Raw genomic sequence first — 19,211 nt, 5'->3', positions numbered from 1 at the left:
TCGCCGCCCAGCCTCGTTCGAAGAGATGATCCCCCTGCTCGTTCGAAGGGCTGATCGCCCTCCTCGTTCGAAGGGCTGATCCCCCTCCTCGTTCGAGGAAACGGTCTTTTCCAGACCACCAGCAGCAAAGCACCAACCTCAACGGACCAACGGCAGCCGGATCTCGAACCGGCACCCCGGCCCGTCGTTGACCACGCCGATCATCCCGTCGTGCGCCTCGACGATGCCCTGAGCGATGGCCAGCCCGAGCCCGGCCCCACCCCCCTCCCGGGTGGGGGTACGGGCGGTCTCGCCCCGGAAGGCGACGTCGAACACCCGAGGCAGGTCCGCGTCCGGTATGCCCCCGCAGCAGTCGGACACCGACACGCAGGCCATTCCGGAGTCCACCTCCGCGCGCAGCACCACGCCCCGGTCCGAAGGGGTGTGCCGGATCGCGTTGACCACGAGGTTGCCGAGAGCCCGCCCCAGCGCGGCGGCGTCGGCCTCCACGGGCACCGGCTCGGCGGCCTCGGCGGTCAGCAGCACGCCCTTCGCCCTGGCCAGCGGCTCGGCCCCGGCGACCGTGTCAGCCACCAGGTCGGCCAGCCCGATCCGGGCCCGTGACAGGCGCAGCGCCCCCGCGTGGATGCGCGACAGCTCGAACAGGTCGTCCACCATCGCCGACAGGCGCTCCACCTCCAGCTTGATCTGCCGGTGGTAGCGCTCGACCGTCGCCCGGTCGGTGACGACCCCGTCCTCCAGCGCCTCGGCCATGGCGCGCATCCCCGCGAGCGGCGTGCGCAGGTCGTGGCTGACCCACGCCACGAGCTCGCGTCGCGCGCCTTCGAGGGCGCGTTCGCGGGCGTACGCCTCCTCCAGGGTGTCGGCGATCGTCTGGAGCTCGGCCGGCAGCCCGGACGGAGCGGTGAACGGCGGCTCCCGTACGGCGGCGACCAGCCTCCTGCTCTCGCCCACTACCCTTCTGGCCAGCACGTACGCCACTCCGAGCCCTACGAGGCCGCCCACCGCGACGACGCTGAGCACGATGTCCCTGACGTCGCCCTCGATGATCATTTTCAGGGTGATGGCCACGACGCCGGCCAGGGTGGCCGCGATGGACACGACCATGACGACGGCCAGCATGACGCCGATGGACCTGCGGCGCAGCGCCCACATCGCCCACACCCCGACGAAAGCCACGAGCAGCCCCAGCCCGGCGGTGACGGCGACGATCATCCCGAGGTCGTCCATCGCCGCCCCGGCGCCCAAGGCCCCCGCGAAGCTCACCCCCGGCCTCCACACGCCGCGAAGCGCACCCGCCGGCCTCCAGCCGCCCCGAAGCTCATCGCCGAGCTCACCCGCCGGCCTCCAGCGGCTCGAACCGGTACCCGACCCCCCACACCGTCATGATCCGGCGCGGCTCCGTCGGATCCGGCTCGATCTTCTCCCGCAGCCGCCGCACGTGGACCGTCACCGTCGAGGAGTCGCCGAACGACCACCCCCACACCTGGTCGAGCAGCGCCGACCGGCTGAACGCCTGCCGTGGGTTGCGCATCAGGTACGTCAGCAGGTCGAACTCCCGCGCCGTCAGCATCACCTCGGCGCCGCCCAGCCGTACCTCGTGCGCGCCCACGTCCACCATCAGGTCGCCGTCGCGCAGCACCCCCGTGCCACCCGGCACGGACGCGCCACGCGCCCGCCGGAGCACCGACTGCACCCGCAGAGCCAGCTCGCGCGGGCTGAACGGCTTGGTCACGTAGTCGTCGGCGCCCGTCTCCAGCCCGACGACGCGGTCGATCTCCTCGCCCAGAGCGGTCAGCATGATCACCGGTACCGGCCAGCGCTCCCGGAGCTTGCGGCACACCTGGAGCCCGTCGACCTTGGGCAGCATGAGGTCGAGGACCATCAGGTCGGGCGGCCGGGCGAGGGCGCGCCGCAGCGCCTCGGCGCCGTCGCTCACGCACTCCACCTCGTGGCCGTCGCGCTCCAGGTACCGCGCCACCACCTCGGCCACGGTGGGGTCGTCGTCGACCACCAGGATGCGTGTGTTCACGCTTTCACGGTACGGCGGGCGGCCCTCGGCGGGACACTCACGTCATCGGTTCGTAAGCCTCGCGGATCTTGGTCGGAGGACGTACGGTGTGCTCATGAGTCGAGTCGTCATGCTCGTGCTGGGCGCCCTTCTGGGGCTCTTCGTGCTGTTCAACTTCGTCCTGCCCATGGTGGTGGGGCTGCTGAAGGTGGCGCTGATCATCGGAGTGATCGGTCTGCTCGTCTTCGTCGCCGTCTCACTGGTCGGCAAGACCTCCTCGCGGTGATCCCGCCGGGAAGCTGACGTGACCCTGTTCCTGCTGGACCCGTGGCTGGCCGGCGTCACCATGGTGGCGGTCCTGCTCCTCGTGAGCTGGGCCGCCAGGCTGCTGCCCGCCCTGAGCGGCCGGGCGCCGAGCTTCCCGCTGGTGTACGCCCGGCGCACGGCCTTCCAGCGCCAGCGTGACCCCGGGGCCGCCGGCCGGCCCCGGCCGAGAGCGCCCTCCTCCCGCCCCGCTTCCACCTAGCGGGGCTCATTTCACCGAGCCCTCGTTCACCCGTACGCGAGACGCATCCGTACGTGAGAACGCATCCGTACGTCGAGGAAGGGCTCATGATCGATTCTCTTGTCACGCTTCTCATCGGCATGTCCGGAGGCCACGCGGCCCTCGCGATCGTGCTGTTCACGGTGGCCGTACGGCTGCTGCTGCTCCCCCTGAGCGTCCGCCAGGCGCGTGCCGCGCGCATCACGGAGCGGCTGGCGCCGAAGGTCCGCGCCCTGCGCGAGCGGTTCGGGCGGAACCCGGAACGGCTCGCCCGGGAGATGTCCGCCCTCTACTCGAAAGAGGGAAGCTCGCCGATGGCCGCGCTCCTGCCCGGGCTGGCGCAGGCGCCGTTCATGTGGCTGGTCTACCGGGTGGCCACGCACCCGACCGCTCTGGCCGGCCACGATCTTTTCGGCGCCCCACTGGGCCAGCAGATTGCCGGAATTGTCACCAATTACGGACTGATCAGTTGGCCAGTTTCGGTCTTCATCTTGGTGATCGCCCTGGTCATGCTGGTGGCGTGGCTCCAGGCCCGCCGGATCGCGGCCACGCTGCCCGAGGATCAGCCGGCGTACCTGAGAAGGATCATGCCGCTGATGCCGTTCGGCTCGGTGCTCGCCGCCCTGGTGCTCCCGTTGGCCGCCGGTCTCTACCTGCTGGTGTCCACCGGGTGGACGTACGGTGAACGGACGGTGCTGAACCGCCGGTTCGCCTGAGGCGCCTGCCACGTAGCCGTTCGGCGGCTGCCCGGAGGCCGGCTCAGCCGGCCTCTCGCAGGGCCGCGACCTGCCCGTTCATGCCGCTGCCCGTCCCGTCGGGGGCGGGCAGGATGGCCCAGACCGTGGTGGTGTCGCCGTCGTGGCGCACGCCCCAGCTCTCGGCGACGTACTCGACGATGCCGAGCCCCCGGCCGCCGAGCGAGGACAACGTGGGACGGCCCGCGCGCGGCTCGGTCGCCGCGCCCCCGTCGCTCACCGCGACCTCGATGTGGTCGTCGTTACGCAGCCACGCCACCTTCACCATGCCCGACGGCAGCGGGTGCGCGTGCCGCAGCGCGTTGCTGAGCAGCTCGCTCACCACGAGCACCGCGTCGTCGATCGCGGCGGAGAAGACACCGCAATCATGCAGGTCAGTGCTCAGACGCTGGCGGGCAACAGCGACGCTGGACGGCGCGTACGGCAGCAGCACCACGCTTGACACACCCACCTCCCCGTCTTCATGTGCCCCCCGCGGGAACACCCCCGGTACGACCGAAATGCCCCGTTACTCAATCCCAGAAACCGGATCTCGATCACAGCTTGTCCACATCGGACGATAGGTCAGCTCAACCGTGACCACCTCGTTACCGCACCGGTGTGTCGGATCCGATAGGGGGAGCCGCGGCGAGCACCATCCGCATCCGGGTGCCTCCGCCCGGTCGCGGATGGGCGCTCACATCGCCGCCCTGGGCCCGCGCGAGGCTGCGCACGATGTAGAGCCCGAGCCCCACTCCGCCGAACCTCCTCCGGTCGCCGCTCTCGACCTGGACGAACCTCTCGAAGATCCGTTCCCGGTCGGGCGCGGCGATGCCGACGCCCTCGTCGTCCACGACCACGACCACCCTGTCGTCCTCCGGCCACGCCTCGACCCTGATCAGCCCGCCCTTCGGTGAGTACTTGAAGGCGTTCTCCAGCAGCTGGCCGAGCACGATGTCGGTGGCCAGCGCGTCGCCCTTCACGTACGGCAGACCGTCGGGGATGTCCACCTCGACCCGGTGCGTGTCGGACAACTCGGGCAATCCTAGCGTTGCCGCATTTATCCGCTCAGCCAGGTCGAATGCCTCCACCCGTACCTTGAGCTCGTCCGCGCCCGCCCGCGAGCCGAGCAGCAGATGGTCCATGAGCTGCCCCAGCGACCTGGCCCGCTCGGCGATCGTGTGGACGGCGGAACGGCGCTCCGGGTCGCTCAGCTTGTCCCAGCGCGCGTCGAGCGTGCTGGCGAAGCCGCGCACGATCGTGATCGGGGTGCGCAGCTCGTGACTGGTCGTCGCGAGGAACAGGTCCTTGGCCTCCTCCAGTTCCTTGGCCCGGGTCACGTCACGGAAGTCGACCACCGTCTCGCCGGTCGCGTCCACGCGGGCGCTCACCACGTCGAGCCAGCGCCCCGTGTCGAGCTGGAACGTCAGCTTCTCCCCGGGCCTGGGCAGAGGGAACGGCGGCGGGCCGCCCATCACCGCGTCGGGGGCCAGCCCGGTCAGCTCGGCCGCAGCGGGGTTCCACCGGATGACGCGGCCCGCCCCGTCGAGCACCGCGATGCCGTCGGCGCTCGCGTCGAAAACCGCCTGCTCGTGCGCCCGCTGCCGCACCGCCTCCTGGTAGGCCATGGCGTTGCCCACGGCGATGCCCGCGTGCCCGGCCAGCAGCTCCAGCAGCTCCAGCTCCAGGTGGCCGGGCTTGCGCCGGGCGTACAGGGCGTAGAGCGCCCCGTACGGCCGCCCGCCCACGGCGGCGAGGCCGAGCGCGATGGTGTGCAGGCCGCTCAGCTCGGCCCACACCAGCTCGTCCAGCCCCTGAGACTCCAGCATGACCGTCTTGCCGGTGCGCAGCAGCTTGTCGACCAGGCTGGTGCGCAGGCCGGCCGTGGCGCCCTTGAGCGTGTCGGGCAGCCGGTGGGCGCTGACCAGCCGCAGCCGCTCGCCCTCGATGAGCACGAACCCGCCCGCGTCGGCGCCCGTCAACTCGGTCAGGCTGCCCGCGATCCGGTCGAGCACGGCCGGCAGCTCCAGCTCGGCGTTGATGTCGCCGACCACGTCGGTCAGCCGGCGCACCAGCCGCACCCGGCGCGCCATGCGCTCGCTCGCCGCCTCCTCGGCCGCCGCGCGGTGGTGGACGCACACGTAGCCGACCACCGAGCTGCCCATGACCAGCGGCCCGATGTCGACCGTGACATCGAGCACGCGGCCGTCGCGGCGCAACCGCTTGGTGCGCAGCGTCACCTGGTCGCCGGTGCGCGCGCGTTCGAGCACCGCGTTGTGCTCAGCCGTCAGCTCCCCCGGCACGATCGGCGCCCTGCGGCCCAGCATCTCCTCGGCGCTCCAGCCGAAGAGCCGCTCGGCGGCCGGGGTCCACACCAGCACGGTCTGGTCCCGGTCGAGCGCGATCAGCGCGTTGGGCGAGCCGGCGAGCACCGCGCGAGCGATCTCGTCGTCACTGCCGGCCCACTCGTCACCCACACCTCCATAGTGCCCGCGCTGCGGGGCCGCCGTCGGCCGATCCGTCCGATACGCTGCCGATCACGACCTACCAGGTGAGAAGAGGGTGAGCGGATGTCGAGCGGTGATCTCGATGCCCTGCTAAGGGTGACCTCCGCCACCTACCGCGGGGAGACGCCGCCCGACATCGCGTTCGGCACGTATGACGGCGCCGTGGGGCGGCTGGTGCTCGCGGCCTCCGGCAAGGGTGTCGTGGCGTGCAGCTTCGAGGACGAGAACACGGTGTACGAGCGGGTGATGCGGCACGTGGGCACGTTCATCGGGCCCGACCCCGGGCGGCTCGACCCGGTGCGCCGCGAGCTCGACGCGTACTTCTCGGGGCGGCTGCGGGCCTTCACCACGCCGGTGGACCTCGCCCTGGCCACCCCGTTCGCGCGTACGGTGCTGCAGAAGACGATGGCGGTGCCGTACGGCACGACGACGACGCTCGGCGAGATCGGCGAGCGCATCGGGCGGCCACGCGCGCTGCGGGCGGTCGGCAACGCGCTGATGGCCAACCCGGTGTGCGTCGTCGTGCCCTGCCACCGCGTCGTGCCCGGCGACGGTGAGCTCGGCGACTACGCCGGGGGCGTGGCCGCCAAGCGGCACCTGCTCACCGTCGAGTCCCGCTCCTGAGAGCGGTCGGCCGGTCGCCCCGGCGCGAGACCAGGCCGATGGCGAGCGTGACGAGGGAGGCCACGAGCGCCGCGCCCAGCGCGCCGTTCATCCACGGCTGCCGGGTGAAGCCGATCGCGTCGCGCACCGCGGCCCAGAAGTCGTCCCACGGGGCGACGGTCAGCGCCGAGGTGGTCAGCCAGTACGCGGCGAAGCCGAGCGCCCAGGGCACCAGCATGGACCAGCGGGCCGGGGCGTCCTCGCCGGTGTTCCACCGGGCGGCGCCGCCGAGCAGGAAGTAGTCCACGGCGAGCACCGCGAACATCGGCACGAACACCGCGCCGATGACGCCGAGGAACGCGCCGTAGGAGTTCACGTCGACCAGCAGCGCGAGCCCGGTGGTGAGCACGCCGATGGCGACGGTGAAGACCCGGCGGTCGACGCGCGGCATGAGGTTCTGCAGCGAGACGGTGGTCGAGTAGACGTTGGCGAACGACTGGTCCGTCTCGCGCAGCACGAGCACGGCGAAGAACAGCGCCCCCAGCGGGGCCGCGACGAACGCGCCGAACACCGCGGTGGAGTCGGCCCCGGCGACGGCCGCCCCGGTGATGGCCACCGCGTACACGCCGAGCCCCAGGCAGGCCACCTGGGCCAGCGTGTAGCCGCCGACGATGCCGGTGAACGCGGCGGCGCTCGACCTGGAGTGCCGGGCGAAGTCGGCCGCCATCGGCACCCACGAGACCGACAGCGCGATCACGTAGTCGACGGCCGGGGCGAACGCCTGCCACGAGCCGCCGGACTGCGGCTGGGCCTGGCCCAGGAAGTCCACGGCGAACCAGATCAGCGCGATGATCACGGCGATCGTGACGTAGCGGCGCAGCAGCCGCACCGAGCCGAGCGGCCAGATGGTCACCGCGGTGGTGAGGACGCCGGCCGCGATCACCCAGACCGCGTACGGCACCGCCGGGCCGAAGACGGCGTTCGCGCCCATGGCGATCACCCAGAGCTCGAAGGCGCCCCAGCCCACCATCTGGATGATGTTGAGCACGGTCGGCACGTACGACAGCCGCGCCCCGAACAGGCCGCGGAGCAGCACCATCGACGGCCGGCCGGTCTGCGTGCCCGGGATGGCGGCCAGGCCCACCATCGCGGTGCCGATCAGGCTGCCCACCACGGCGGCGACGAGGGCGGCCGCGACGCTCAGGGGCGCGCCCTTGAGCGGGTCGAGCAGGAGGAGCGCGCCGGAGAAGCCCAGCAGGCTGACGCCGAGGTTGGCCCAGAGCGCCCCCTGGTCGAGCACGCCGAGCGTCTTCGGCGGCGGCTCGTCGAGGGTCAGCGGGACTTCGTTGACGGCACGCGTCATCACACACTCCCTACGCCGGCATTACCCGGACAGGTTCATGCGGTCGGCAGCAGCGGTAGCTGCCCTCTCAGCCCGGTGGCCCCGAGCTCCCGCGTTGGCTCATGCAGTTGGCGCCCTCATATTGCCTCATGAGAGGACTTCTGGCCACAGTGGGTCGGATCTCAGGTCGAACCGATCGTGAACGCGGCGGCGTGGTCGCTGACGAAGTCGGCGATGTCGCGCGGGGGGCGGCCGAGCAGGTCGGCGACCGTGTCGGTGGTGAAGTCGCCCCAGCCGGAGGCGTACGCCTGCGCGTACTCCTCGAGCATGTCGACGATCCAGGCCGGAACGCCGTACCCGAGCAGGGTCTTGTGCTTGGCGTCGTCGCTGACCGGCAGGTACGCGACGGACCTGCCGAGAGCGACGCTCAGGTGGCCGGCGACCTCGTCGAACGTCAGCGAGCGCGGGCCGGTGAGGGTGTACGTCCGGCCGTGGTGGCGATCCGGGTCGTCGAGGAGCACGCGGGCGGCGCACTCGGCGATGTCGCGCACGTCGATCATGCCGATCCGCGCCGAGGCCATGTTCAGGGAGAAGCTGCCGGTGGCGGCGATGTCGTCCGCCTCGTTCAGCAGGTTCTGCATGAACCAGTGCGGACGCAGGATCGTCCAGCGCATGCCGCACCGTTCGGTCTCCCGGTCGGACAGCGCGTGGAGCCTGCCGCTGCGGTTGGGCGCGTCGTGCGCCGCGCCGACGACCGACAGGCGCACGACGCGCTCCACACCGGCCTGGCGCGCGGCCCACATGGCGTTCATGTTGTGCTCCGGGGCGCGGGGGCCGTTCGGGGTGAGCAGCCACACGTCCTGCGCGCCCTCGAAGGCGGGCGGCAGCGACCGGGGGTCGTCGAGGTCGCCGACGACGACCTCGGCGCTGCCCGCGCGCGGACTTCTGGACCCGTCATGGACGAGGGCGCGAAGGTTCACGTCGGCCCCGTCCAGCGCGTCGATCAGCGCGGTGGACACGGTTCCGGTGGCTCCGGTGATCAGCACGGTGCGTGACATGCTCATTCTCCCTTGGTGGTTACGGGGGTACGGACCGGGGCCGGCGAGTGCTTGCCCGCCGCCCGGCTGACGGTGACGCGCTCCAGGACCCAGAGCACGACGGTCCCGGCGGAGAGTGTGGCGCCCAGGACGCACACGCCGGTCCAGCCGCTGTCGACCCAGACCGCGGAGGCCAGCGCGGACCCCACCGCGCCGCCGACGAAGAGGCAGGTCATGAAGGCGGAGTTGATCCGGTTGCGGGCCTCGGGACGCAGCGCGTAGACGACGTTCTGGCTGCTGTTGAGCACCGCCTGATGCGCCAGGTCCAGCACGACCACACCGATGAGCAGGAAGACCAGCGAGCTCGCCCCCGCCGCCATCGCCGCCCAGGACGTCACCAGCAGGACCGTCCCGGCCCCGCTCACGATCTGCACGAACCCGCGGTCGGCCAGCCGGCCCGCCACCGTGGCGGTCAGCGCGCCCACGGCGCCGACCAGCCCGAACAGGCCGATGGCCGACTCCGACCACGCGTACGGCGCCTCCACCAGCAAGAAGGTCAGCGACGTCCACAGCACGCTGAACGTGGCGAGGCTCAACGCGGCGATGCCCGCCCGCCAGCGCAGCACCGGCTCCAACCGGAACATCGCCACCGTCGAGCGCAGCAGGCCGAGGTAGGACTGGCGGGCGCCGTCACCGCCGAGCCGGGGCAGGAAGGCGCGCAGCAGGACGGCCATCAGCGCCATCAGGACCGCGCCCACCCAGTAGACCGTCCGCCACCCGCCCAGCTCCGACAGCGCTCCTGAGGCGGTGCGCGCCAGCAGCAGGCCGAGCATCAGCCCGGTCATCACCGTGCCGACCACCTTGCCGCGCTCGGCCGGGTCCGCCAGCGTCGCCGCGAACGGCACCACGACCTGCGCCCCCACCGAGGTCAGCGCGGTCAGGGCCGTGCTGACCAGGAGCACCGTGCCGTTGGGCGCGGCGGCCGACACCAGCAGGAACACCGCGGTCGCCGCGTAGAGCGACACGGCGAGCCGCCGCCGCTCGATCAGGTCGCCGAGCGGCACCAGCAGGATCAGCCCAAGCGCGTACCCGGCCTGCGCGGCCGTCACCAGCAGCGCCGCCGCCGACGGCCCGATCCCGAGCTCCCGGCCGATCAGGTCGAGCAGCGGCTGCGCGAAGTAGTTGCCCGCGACCGCCAGCCCGGTGGCCACGGACATGAGGAGGAGCAGCCCGCGCGACAGGCCGCCGGCTGTTTGAGGTCTCATCGCCGTCATGCCCCCAGCCTGGGGGGTGGGGCATCAATGAGTCCAACGCATGTTTGTCATCGGAACGATCGTGCATCACGATTGATCCATGGAGCTGCAGCAGATGCGCTATGTCGTCGCCGTCGCCGAGACGCGCAACTTCACCCGCGCCGCCGAGCAGTGCCTGGTCGTCCAGTCCGCGCTGAGCCACCAGATCGCCCGCCTGGAACGCGAGCTGGGCGCCAAGCTGTTCGACCGCACCAGCCGCCGCGTCCGGTTGACCCCCGCCGGCGAGGCGTTCCTCCCCGCGGCCCGTCAGGCACTCGACGCCGCCGAACGAGCCCGCGCCGAGGTGGCCGCCGCCGCCGGCGAGATCCGCGGCCGGCTCGCCGTCGGCGCCATCCCCACCGTCGCGGCGGTCGATCTGCCGGCCGCGCTGAAGCAGTTCCACCTGCGGCATCGGCAGGTGCGGATCAGCCTGCGCTCGGGTTCGAGCGAGGACCTGGTCGAAGGGGTGCGGCAGGGCGCCCTGGACGCCGCCTTCCTCGGGCTTCCCCTGGGTGTGCGCCCCAAAGGCGTCCGCGGCCGGGAACTGGCGCGCGGCGACCTCGTCGCGGTGGTGGCGCCCGACCATCCCCTGGCGGACGAGGAACGCGTGGACCTGCGCCGGCTCTCGGACGACCCGTTCGTCGACTTCCCTCCGGGCACCGCCGCCCGGGCCCAGACGGACGAGGCGTTCGCGGCGGCGGGTGTGCGGCGCGAGGTCGCCTTCGAGGTGACGACCGTGGACTTCATCGCCCGCCTGATCCGGCAGGGCCTGGGCATCGGGATGATGCCCGCCGCCTTCGTGTCCGAGCTCCCGGGCCTTCCCGTCCTCCACATCCGCGACGCCCCCGCCCGCATGGAGCACCTGATCTGGAGCCGCTTCGCTCCCTCGCCCGTCGCCGCGGCGTTCCTGGCCACCCTCGGCGTCTCGGCGGCGGAATGCTCGGGAGCGCCGGACCCGTGACGTCAGGCTTTCGGGGCGTAGCCGTACGGGGTGGTGGTGCCCAGCGGCTCGAACCCGAGGCGCAGCAGGATGGGCCGGCTCTGGTCGGAGGCGTCCACGTGGAGGTAGCGGTAGCCCCGCTCGACGGCCACCCGCGCCCGGTGGGCCACCAGCGCCCGGTACACGCCGCGCCCCCGCCAGCCGGGCGCGGTGCCGCCGCCGAAGAGCCCGGCGAACTCGGTGCCCGGGTCGAGGTCGAGCCGCGCCCCACTGATCGGCCGGTCGCCGGCCATCGCCACGACCGCGGCCATCGACTCGGGCCGCTCGGCCAGCCGGCGGACCAGCCGGTCGCGCAGGTCCGGCAGCGACATGTCGAACGCCTGCTCGTGCGCCTCCACGAGCAGGTCGATCCCGGCCGCGTCATCCACCGGACGCAGCACGACGCCTTCGGGCAGCCGCGGCTCGGCGGCCATGGCGGCGGCCTCGGCGACCAGCAGCGCCTCCTCCGGGTCGGCCTTGAAGCCCGCCGCCAGCAGTCGCTCCCCCAGGTCGGCGGGGCGGTCGTGGGAGTACAGCTTCCACTCGAAGTCACGGTTCAGCGCGGTGAAGTAGGCCACCTGCGCCGCGATCTCGGCGTCGGCCGTGGCCTCGTCGAGGTCCGACCAGATGATGCCGTTCCAGCCGTCGTCGGGCGCCTTGCGCACCACGCGGCCCACCCGTTCACCCTGGCCTGTCCGCACCTGACGCTCGTAGGCCGCCAGTATCTCGTCACGATTCACCGGCACAGCCCACCAGCCAGAACGCGGACCCGGCAACCGGTTTAGAGCCGCCTCAGGCCACGAACGGCGGCTGACCGGTCTCGCTGACCATCGGGCGGCTCGCGCCCTCCCACGACTGCATGCCGCCGCCGACGTTGACCGCCTCGCGCCCCAGGTGGTTGAGCCAGGCCGCCACCTGGTAGGACCGGCCGCCGACCCGGCAGACGACGTAGACCTGGCGGTCGGCGGGGACCTCGTCCACCCGCCCCTGGATCTCGGTCATCGGGATGTGCACGGCCTCGGGAGCGTGGCCCGCCACCCACTCCTCACGCTCACGCACGTCCAGCAGGAAAGCGTCGGCGGGGACGTCACGTGCCTCGACCTCGGGAACCGTCATGCGTCCATCATCTCGCGCCCGCGGTCGTAGGCCGCACGGGCCTCGGCGATCTCCCGCTGGTGGTCCTCGGTCCAGGTCACCAGGGTCTTGATCGTCTCGTGCAGGGTACGACCGAGCGGGGTGAGCGCGTAGTCGACGCGCGGCGGCACCACGGGGTGGACGGTGCGGCTCACCAGGCCGTCGCGCTCCAGGTGGCGCAGGGTCACGCTGAGCATGCGCTGGCTGACGCCGTCGATCTCGCGGCGCAGCTCGCTGAAGCGCAGGCTCCGGCAGTCGAGCAGGGCGATGACCAGCAGCGACCACTTGTCGGCGACGCGGTCCAGGATCTGGCGGACCTCGCAGCCCTCACGGGTGTCCCACTGCCGGACGTCGTAGTCGTCGGTCGTCTCGCAGGAGGCAGGGTCGTCCATGGCATCCCATGCTGGCGCAGAAGGAAGGCGGTTACAAGAGGTAACCGCCGCTACTTGAGGAGGCGTGACAGGCGCCGGTCGGCGAGCGGCTTGCCGCCCGTCTGGCAGGTCGGGCAGTACTGGAGCGAGGAGTCGGCGAACGACACCTCGCGGATGGTGTCGCCGCACACGTCGCACGGCTGGCCGGTGCGGTTGTGGACGCGCAGGCCCGACTTCTTCTCGGCCTTGAGGTCCTTGGCGGCCAGCCCGTGAGCCCGCTCCACGGCTTCGCGCAGCGTCTCGACGATGGCCTCGTGCAGATCGGCGATCTGCGCGTCGGTCAGCGTCGAAGCGATCTTGAACGGCGACATCCGGGCCGCGTGGAGCACCTCGTCGGAGTAGGCGTTGCCGATGCCCGCGATGACCTTCTGGTCGCGCAGCAGCCCCTTGATCTGGGTGCGGTTGCCGCCGACGATCCGCTTCAGCGCGTCGGCCGTGAACGAGTCGGCCAGCGGGTCGGGACCGAGCGAGGCCACGCCGGGCACCTCGGCCGGATCCCGCACCACGTACAGGGCGAGGCGCTTCTGCGTGCCGGCCTCGGTCAGCTCGAACCCCGGCGCCAGGCCCTCCTCGTCGGGCGCCAGCCGCACGCGCGCCGCGAGCGGCCCCTTGCCGGGACGCACCGGCTTGGCCCCCGACAGGTCGTCGCGCCAGCGCAGCCAGCCCGCGCGGGCCAGATGGAAGACCAGGTGCAGGCCGTCGCAGTCGAGGTCGAGGAACTTGCCGTGCCGTGACACGCCGGTCACGGTCAGGCCGCCGAGCGCGCTCACCGGCGGGTCGAACGTCTTCAGCGCCTGGATCGCCACCACGTCGACGGCCAGCACGGTGCGACCGACCGCCCGCTCGCGCAGGAACCCGGCCAGCGACTCGACTTCGGGAAGTTCCGGCATGCCATCAGAGTACGTTCCGGGCACGTCCGTTCCGGGCAGGTCCGTTCAGGGCACGTCCCAGAAGGCGAGCTCGTGCGCCATGCCCTCCCGGAAGAGCCGCTCCGCCCGCTCCGGGTCCGGATCCGCCTCGTCGATCATCTCCGCGATGCGCGCGGCCAGCGCCGCGAAGCCCGGGTCGGCGTAGGTGTCCACCCAGGCGCGGTAGCGCGGCTCGGCGGGCGGGTCCTGGGCGAGGATCCGGCCCAGCGTCGAATATCCCCACATGCACGGGTAGAGCGCCGCCAGCCCCTCCGCGTACGTGGCCGCCGACTCCAGCAGGAAGGACGTGTACGCCGCGCACGCCGGCCCCTTCACGGCCCCCTCCAGGTCCGCCCCGAACTCCGCCGACATCGACCGGTGCAGGCTCAGCTCGTCGTGGAAGGTGGCGTGCGCGAGGTCCACCAGGTCGCCCAGGTGCCCGTCGGGCGCCTGCCAGGCCAGCCGGGCGAAGACCCGCACGTAGTCGAGCAGGAACAGGTAGTCCTGCTCCAGCCAGGACCGGAACACCGGCTCCGGCAGGTCGCCGCGCCCGATCCCGGCGACGGTCGGGTGGGCGAGCTGGGCGTCGAGCAGCGGGCGGCCGACGGCGTGCAACTTCTCGGAGATGGCCATGAGCGGCACGTTAACCGGCCGGGGACGCGCGTTAGTGTCAGGGGCATGACTGTGACGATCGCCGAGGAACTCCTCCTGCTCGCCTACAGCGAGGACGAGGGCAGACAACTCGTCAGCTCCGCCCAGCTCGACCCCGCGCTCGGCGGCGCGATCCTGGCCGAACTGGCCGTCAACGAACGGATCGCGCTGTCGGCCAAGACCGTGACGGTCACGGACCCCGCCCCCCTCGGCGACGACGAGCTGGACGGCGTCCTGGCCCGCATCGCAGCGGAGGGCAAGGAGCGCAAGCCCGTCTGGTGGGTGCAGAAGCTCATGTCCGGCAAGCCGCGCCGGCGGCTGCTGACCCGGCTCGCCGAGCGGGGCGTGCTGACCGAGCAGCGCGGCAAGGTCCTGGGGATCTTCACGACGACCCGCTGGCCGGAGGCCGACGGCTCCGTCGAGGCGAACGTCCGGGAGCGGGTCGCGAGCGCGCTCGGCGGCGCCGACCCCGACCCGCGCACCGCGGTGCTGATCGCGCTGCTGCACGCCGCCAAGATCGACCGCAAGGCGTTCCCGGGGGCGAGCAAGGAGCGCGTCAAGGAGATCGCCGAGGGCGCGTGGGCGGCCGACGCCGTGGCCAAGACCATCGCGGCGATCAACGCGGCGATGATGGCCGCGGTGACCTCCGCCGCCGTCGCCGCCGCGAGCAGCACCGCCTCGAGCTGACCCCGGCTTCCCGCTGAGCTGAGCCGCACCCCCGCCGCGCCTGGGCCACCGTGTGGAGGCCGGGCGCGGGAGGCCGGATCAGTTGGCGTCGAGGATCTCCTGCGGGACCGGCTTGTCGTTCTTCAGCGCGTCGAACAGCGCCAGCGCGCGCGTGCGGTCCCACTTGACCGCCGAGCCGCCGCCCGCGATCTCGTTGCCGCCGAACGGCACCACGGTCGTCACCGGGCTGTCGCCCATCGCGAGCCCCAGCGACAGCATGTCGAGCGCACCCGTGTCGGAGTCGACCGTGACGGCGTCGGTGGCGCTCATGGCCAGCGGGATCGAGGTGAAGGGGTTGAGCAGCACGCCGGGCCCGGCGGCCTTCTTGACCACCGCGCCGAGGAACTGCCGCTGCCGCTTGGTCCGCTCGAAGTCGGGCAGCGCGCCGCCCTTGCGGGTGCGCACGTAGCCGAGGGCCTGGCCACCGGTGAGCACCTGCTTGCCCTTCTTCAGCTTGAGCCCGGCCTTGGGGTCGTCCACGGGCGCCCGTACGTCGATCTCGACGCCGCCGATGGCGTCCACGATGCCCACGAACCCGGCGAAGCCGATCTCCATGTAGTGGTCGACGTGCACGCCGGTGACGGTCTCGACGGTCTGGACCAGCAGCTTCGGGCCGCCGATCGCGTACGCGGCGTTGAGCTTGTTGCGGCCCTTGCCGGGGATGGTGACGGCCGAGTCGCGGGGCAGGCTGACCAGGGTCGGCTTGTCGCTGCCCTCGGGGATGTGCAGCAGCATCATCGAGTCGGTGCGCTGCCCGGCCGCGCGACCGGTGGCGAGCTTGCGGCGCTGCGTCGCCGACAGGCCCTTGCGGCTGTCGGAGCCGACGAGCAGCCAGTTGGTGCCCGGGGTGTCGGCCACGCGGCCCGGGTACTCGTCGAGGACGCCCTCGATGCCGGCCAACCGCGAGTCGATCCAGAAGAACAGGCCCACGGTGGCGACCAGCAGCACGGCCACCACGGCCGCCAGGATCTTGAGAACGGTGCGGCCCGAGGGTCGCTTCCTGGGCGAGCGCGGGCGCGGGGGGCCGGGCGGCTCGCCGGGGCCCGGGGGCTCGTCGCCCCGCCGCCTCATCGGCCGGACGGGTGACTTGCCCGAGCGCTCCCGCCCGTACACGCGGGAGGAAGCGGGACGGGGCGCGTCCCCGGAGGGCGGGGCGGGCTCGGACTGGCTCGGCAGCAGGTGCGTGGACGCGGACTCCGGCCCGGCGCCGGGGCGCGCGCCGGGCGGCGGCCCCGTAGGCGGACGGGAGGCGTCACGGCCGGGAGCCGCGGGCCGCTGGTGGGCCGGGGCGCCACCCGAGAACAGGCCCCCGTCGTTCCTGGGAGGCAGCGGGCGCCCGTCGCCCGGCGAGCGCATGGCCCGCGTCCGGTCGTCCTCAGACACTTCCCCCTACTTCCCTTCGACTGCCATAAACGCTACGTCGTACCTGCACCAGTGAAGACGGCCCGTCCGGCTTTTCCCACGGAAAAGTACGCAGAACTAGCGGGGAGTCACGCTGGAAACATAGTGGAGAGGTGGATCGTTACGGTTATGGACGACCTCTATCGAAGGGATGATCGTGTCCGCTCCGGACCCCTGGAGTAGCAGCCCGTGCGCGCGCACGGGTGCCTCTGAGAGCTCACCATGGTGAGCGCCTATCTGGGCCTGCTGGCCCTCCTCCTTCTCACCGCGGCGACCGGCTACTTCGTCGCCCAGGAGTTCGCCTTCGTGGCGGCCGACCGGACCGTCCTGCGCGAGCAGGCCGCGGCCGGCGACAAGGCCGCCGACAAGGCCCTGCAGGTGACCTCCCGTCTTTCCTTCATGCTCTCCGGGGCCCAGCTCGGCATCACGGTGACGGCGCTGCTGGTCGGCTTCCTGGCCGAGCCGGCGATCGCCACGCTCGTACGGCCGTGGCTGAGCGGCACCGGGCTGCCTGACGCGGCCGTCACCGGGCTGTCGGTGACCGCCGGCGTGTTCGTCGCGACCATCGTGCAGATGGTCCTCGGCGAGCTCGCGCCCAAGAACCTCGGCATCGCCCGGCCGGAGCCCGTCGCCAAGTTCCTGGCCGGCTCGACGCTGGCCTACCTGGCCGTGGTCGGCCCGGTGGTCCGCCTGTTCGACTCGGCGGCCACCGGCGTGCTGCGGCGCGTCGGCATCGAGCCCGTCGAGGAGGTGGAGCACGGCGCGACGCCCGAGGAGCTGTCGCGGATCATCGCCGAGTCCACGCGGGCGGGCGAGCTGCCGCCGCGGCTGTCGGACCTGCTGGAGCGGGCCCTGGAGTTCGGCGACCGCATCGCCGAGGAGATCATGGTGCCGCGCCCGCGGGTGGTCGCGCTGCGCGACTCCCAGCCGATCTCCGATCTCGTGGACGTCATGCGCGAACGCGGTCACTCCCGCTACCCGGTGCTGGGCGCCGACGGCGACGTGGCCGGTGTGACGGGCGTGCGCGAGCTGCTGGCCTCCGGCCTGGACGCCGCCGCGGACGGCACGATCGGCGACATCACCCGTCCGGCCCGCCTGGTGCCCGACTCGCTGCCCCTGCCGGCCGTGGTCGAGGAGATGCGGGCCGCCAAGGACGACATCGTCTGCGTCATCGACGAGTACGGCGGCCTGGCCGGTGTCATCACCATCGAGGACCTGGCCGAGGAGCTGGTCGGCGAGCTCGTCGACGAGAACGACCCGGAGCCGGCCGGCGCCGTGGAGCGTCCCGACGGCGGCTGGGACGTGCCGGGCCGCCTCCGCCTCGACGAGGTGGAGCGGGCCACCGGCGTGGCCCTGCCGGAGAGCGACGACTACGACACCCTCGCCGGTCTCATCCTGGCCCGGCTGGGCCGCATGGCCGAGGCGGGCGACCAGGTGGTCGTGCCCTTGGAGACCGAGCCCGACCTGTTCGCCGACGACGACGGCCAGCGGCTGGCGGAGCTGACCGTGCTCTCGCTCGACCGCCGCGTGCCGGGCCTGGTGCGCCTGTCGCCGGCGCTGCAGACGGAGGCCGTCCGATGACGATGATCCTGCTCAGCCTGGTGCTGCTGGCGCTGAACGCGGTCTTCGTGGCCGCGGAGTTCGCCTTCGTCTCGGCCCGGCGCCACCGCCTGGAGGAGGCGGCGAGCGGCGGCAACCGGCTGGTCCGCCTCGTGGCCAGGTCGGCGGTGGGCGGCGGGCGCCAGCTGTCGATGATGCTGGCGGGCGCCCAGCTCGGCATCACGCTCTGCACGCTGGCCCTCGGCCAGGTCACCGAGCCGGCGATCGAGCACTTCCTGGAGCCGGTCTTCGCGGCGGTCGGGATTCCCGAGCCGCTGCGGATGCCGATCGCGCTGACCATCGCGCTGGCGCTGGTCACGTTCCTGCACATGGTGATCGGCGAGATGGCGCCCAAGTCGTGGGCGCTCACCGCGCCAGAGCGGGCCGCCATGCTGCTGACGCTGCCCTTCCGGGCGTTCGTGACCGTGACGCGGCCGCTGCTGTGGACCCTGAACAGCCTGACGAACCTCATCCTGCGTGCCTTCGGCGTCAGCCCCCGCGACGAGCTGGCGACGACCCGCACCCCGCGCCAGCTCGCCATGCTGGTGGGCGAGTCGGGCCGGATGGGGCTGCTCGACAGGGACGAGCACGATCTGCTCACGCGGGCGCTGCGGCTGGAGGCCGAGGGCATCGAGCGGCTCATGGTGCCCATCGGCCGCGCCGTGACCGTGCCCCCGGAGGCCGGCGCGGAGACCATCCGGAGGGCCGCCCGCGAGAGCGGCCACCTGCGGCTGCTCGTCGGCGTCCCCGGCGACGTGAGGGGCGTGCTGCACGCCCGTGAGGCGCTGCTCCAGCCGGACGCCACGGCCGGGGCTCTGGCGCGTCCGGCGCCGCGGCTGGCGTGCGTCACGCAGGTGCCCGAGGCCGTGACGGCGCTCCAGGAGGCCCGCGCGCACCTGGCGCTGGTCACGGGGCAGGGCGGTGAGGTCATCGGCATGGTGACGCTCTCGGACCTGATCGGGGAGCTGCTGGACACCCGCGCCGCTCTCGCCGCCCCGGCGCTCGCCTGACGCCGCTCGGCATCGCCCGCCCGGCGCCTCAGGCACTCACCTGAGGCGCCGCCCGGCGGCTCGGGGAATCACTTGAGGCGCCGCCCGGCGGCCGGTCCGCCCAGGGCCGGCCATGGTGCGGCGCCGCGCCTGCCCCGCCGGCCGCGCTCCGCTGTGAGCGAAATCTCACCTCGAATCCACAGAAAGCGGTCCGAAGGCGATCTGCAAGTGGCCCACGCCACACTTTCCGCCGGGGGAAGCGACGGCCCCGGGTTCCTGTCAGGTTCCTGGGAAAGAAAAAGCCCCGGCTCTTGCGAACCGGG

At 72.5% G+C, this 19,211-nt stretch carries 21 protein-coding genes and 1 riboswitch; of the genes, 8 read left to right on the top strand and 13 right to left on the bottom strand.

Translation table 11 applies throughout. The features are described 5' to 3' along the window. Positions 1-138 precede the first annotated feature (138 nt). Positions 139-1,266, bottom strand: a complete 1,128-nt coding sequence (locus tag AB0H81_RS00730) for a HAMP domain-containing sensor histidine kinase (RefSeq protein WP_358367238.1) — start codon at positions 1,264-1,266, stop codon at positions 139-141. 67 nt (positions 1,267-1,333) lie between these two features. Continuing rightward, the gene (locus AB0H81_RS00725) at positions 1,334-2,032 is read right to left on the bottom strand and encodes a response regulator transcription factor (protein WP_358367236.1); all 699 of its coding nucleotides are present in this window, start codon (positions 2,030-2,032) and stop codon (positions 1,334-1,336) included. Positions 2,033-2,126: 94 nt separating this feature from the next. Between AB0H81_RS00725 and AB0H81_RS00720 the strand changes: the two genes are divergently transcribed. The 3 genes from AB0H81_RS00720 to yidC all read left to right on the top strand — a co-directional run bounded on the left by AB0H81_RS00720 (position 2,127) and on the right by yidC (position 3,271). Next, positions 2,127-2,297: a hypothetical protein gene (locus AB0H81_RS00720; protein WP_358367234.1), complete on the top strand. Its 171-nt coding sequence runs from the start codon at positions 2,127-2,129 to the stop codon at positions 2,295-2,297. A gap of 18 nt (positions 2,298-2,315) precedes the next feature. Beyond that, positions 2,316-2,537 carry a DUF6412 domain-containing protein gene (locus AB0H81_RS00715; protein ID WP_358367231.1) on the top strand — a complete coding sequence of 74 codons (222 nt, stop codon included), beginning with the start codon at positions 2,316-2,318 and terminating at the stop codon, positions 2,535-2,537. An 86-nt stretch (positions 2,538-2,623) separates the two neighbouring features. Beyond that, positions 2,624-3,271: a membrane protein insertase YidC gene (gene yidC, locus AB0H81_RS00710; RefSeq protein WP_358367229.1), complete on the top strand. Its 648-nt coding sequence runs from the start codon at positions 2,624-2,626 to the stop codon at positions 3,269-3,271. A 43-nt stretch (positions 3,272-3,314) separates the two neighbouring features. On the opposite strand, the gene AB0H81_RS00705 is transcribed toward yidC, so the two are convergent. Beyond that, complete coding sequence (locus tag AB0H81_RS00705; RefSeq protein WP_358367227.1) at positions 3,315-3,755, bottom strand: ATP-binding protein; 441 nt, start codon at positions 3,753-3,755, stop codon at positions 3,315-3,317. 142 nt (positions 3,756-3,897) lie between these two features. Further along, positions 3,898-5,766: a PAS domain S-box protein gene (locus AB0H81_RS00700; RefSeq protein WP_358367224.1), complete on the bottom strand. Its 1,869-nt coding sequence runs from the start codon at positions 5,764-5,766 to the stop codon at positions 3,898-3,900. A gap of 126 nt (positions 5,767-5,892) precedes the next feature. On the opposite strand from AB0H81_RS00700, the gene AB0H81_RS00695 reads away from it, so the two are divergent. Further along, on the top strand, positions 5,893-6,420 hold the full coding sequence (locus tag AB0H81_RS00695) for a methylated-DNA--[protein]-cysteine S-methyltransferase (protein WP_358367221.1): 528 nt from the start codon (positions 5,893-5,895) through the stop codon (positions 6,418-6,420). Here AB0H81_RS00695 and AB0H81_RS00690 read toward each other — a convergent pair. The 3 genes from AB0H81_RS00690 to AB0H81_RS00680 form a co-directional block, all read right to left on the bottom strand. Further along, positions 6,398-7,762 carry a cytosine permease gene (locus AB0H81_RS00690; RefSeq protein ID WP_358367218.1) on the bottom strand — a complete coding sequence of 455 codons (1,365 nt, stop codon included), beginning with the start codon at positions 7,760-7,762 and terminating at the stop codon, positions 6,398-6,400. The two genes, AB0H81_RS00695 and AB0H81_RS00690, sit on opposite strands and share 23 nt — an antisense overlap. Next, positions 7,753-7,865: riboswitch (TPP riboswitch) on the bottom strand. (Overlaps the previous gene by 10 nt.) A 58-nt stretch (positions 7,866-7,923) precedes the next feature. After that, positions 7,924-8,799, bottom strand: coding sequence for an SDR family oxidoreductase (locus tag AB0H81_RS00685; protein ID WP_358367215.1), 876 nt, complete (start codon positions 8,797-8,799; stop codon positions 7,924-7,926). Positions 8,800-8,801: 2 nt separating this feature from the next. Then, positions 8,802-10,052 (bottom strand): MFS transporter, encoded by a 1,251-nt coding sequence (locus AB0H81_RS00680; protein ID WP_358367213.1) that lies wholly within the window; start codon positions 10,050-10,052, stop codon positions 8,802-8,804. Positions 10,053-10,131: 79 nt separating this feature from the next. On the opposite strand from AB0H81_RS00680, the gene AB0H81_RS00675 reads away from it, so the two are divergent. Beyond that, positions 10,132-11,031, top strand: a complete 900-nt coding sequence (locus AB0H81_RS00675; protein ID WP_358367210.1) for a LysR family transcriptional regulator — start codon at positions 10,132-10,134, stop codon at positions 11,029-11,031. Between the two features lie 2 nt (positions 11,032-11,033). Here AB0H81_RS00675 and AB0H81_RS00670 read toward each other — a convergent pair whose 3' ends face one another. Genes AB0H81_RS00670 through AB0H81_RS00650 form a run of 5 tightly spaced genes read right to left on the bottom strand, consistent with a single transcriptional unit; the run spans position 11,034 to position 14,155 of the window. Then, positions 11,034-11,789 carry a GNAT family N-acetyltransferase gene (locus tag AB0H81_RS00670; protein WP_358367208.1) on the bottom strand — a complete coding sequence of 252 codons (756 nt, stop codon included), beginning with the start codon at positions 11,787-11,789 and terminating at the stop codon, positions 11,034-11,036. A gap of 52 nt (positions 11,790-11,841) precedes the next feature. Next, entirely contained in the window at positions 11,842-12,165 is a 324-nt protein-coding gene (locus AB0H81_RS00665) for a rhodanese-like domain-containing protein (RefSeq protein ID WP_358367206.1), read from the bottom strand. Then, positions 12,162-12,575, bottom strand: a complete 414-nt coding sequence (locus AB0H81_RS00660) for a helix-turn-helix domain-containing protein (RefSeq protein WP_358367203.1) — start codon at positions 12,573-12,575, stop codon at positions 12,162-12,164. Before AB0H81_RS00660 ends, AB0H81_RS00665 begins: the two co-directional genes overlap by 4 nt. A gap of 50 nt (positions 12,576-12,625) precedes the next feature. Next, on the bottom strand, positions 12,626-13,504 hold the full coding sequence (locus tag AB0H81_RS00655) for a DNA-formamidopyrimidine glycosylase family protein (RefSeq protein WP_358367201.1): 879 nt from the start codon (positions 13,502-13,504) through the stop codon (positions 12,626-12,628). A 45-nt stretch (positions 13,505-13,549) separates the two neighbouring features. Continuing rightward, on the bottom strand, positions 13,550-14,155 hold the full coding sequence (locus AB0H81_RS00650) for a transcriptional regulator (protein WP_358367199.1): 606 nt from the start codon (positions 14,153-14,155) through the stop codon (positions 13,550-13,552). Between the two features lie 45 nt (positions 14,156-14,200). Here AB0H81_RS00650 and AB0H81_RS00645 point away from each other — a divergent pair, with 45 nt between their 5' ends. Then, positions 14,201-14,860 carry a GPP34 family phosphoprotein gene (locus tag AB0H81_RS00645; protein ID WP_358367196.1) on the top strand — a complete coding sequence of 220 codons (660 nt, stop codon included), beginning with the start codon at positions 14,201-14,203 and terminating at the stop codon, positions 14,858-14,860. A 78-nt stretch (positions 14,861-14,938) separates the two neighbouring features. Here AB0H81_RS00645 and AB0H81_RS00640 read toward each other — a convergent pair whose 3' ends face one another. After that, on the bottom strand, positions 14,939-16,282 hold the full coding sequence (locus AB0H81_RS00640) for an LCP family protein (RefSeq protein WP_358367194.1): 1,344 nt from the start codon (positions 16,280-16,282) through the stop codon (positions 14,939-14,941). A gap of 240 nt (positions 16,283-16,522) precedes the next feature. Between AB0H81_RS00640 and AB0H81_RS00635 the strand changes: the two genes are divergently transcribed. Then, positions 16,523-17,881, top strand: a complete 1,359-nt coding sequence (locus AB0H81_RS00635; protein WP_358367191.1) for a hemolysin family protein — start codon at positions 16,523-16,525, stop codon at positions 17,879-17,881. After that, positions 17,878-18,909, top strand: coding sequence for a hemolysin family protein (locus AB0H81_RS00630; RefSeq protein WP_358367188.1), 1,032 nt, complete (start codon positions 17,878-17,880; stop codon positions 18,907-18,909). Before AB0H81_RS00635 ends, AB0H81_RS00630 begins: the two co-directional genes overlap by 4 nt. Positions 18,910-19,211: the final 302 nt, after the last annotated feature.

This window comes from Nonomuraea sp. NPDC050691, assembly GCF_040654455.1.
Lineage (GTDB): Bacteria > Actinomycetota > Actinomycetes > Streptosporangiales > Streptosporangiaceae > Nonomuraea.
Note: the sequence above shows the minus strand (reverse complement) of the source record. Positions and strands in the feature narration are given on the sequence as shown.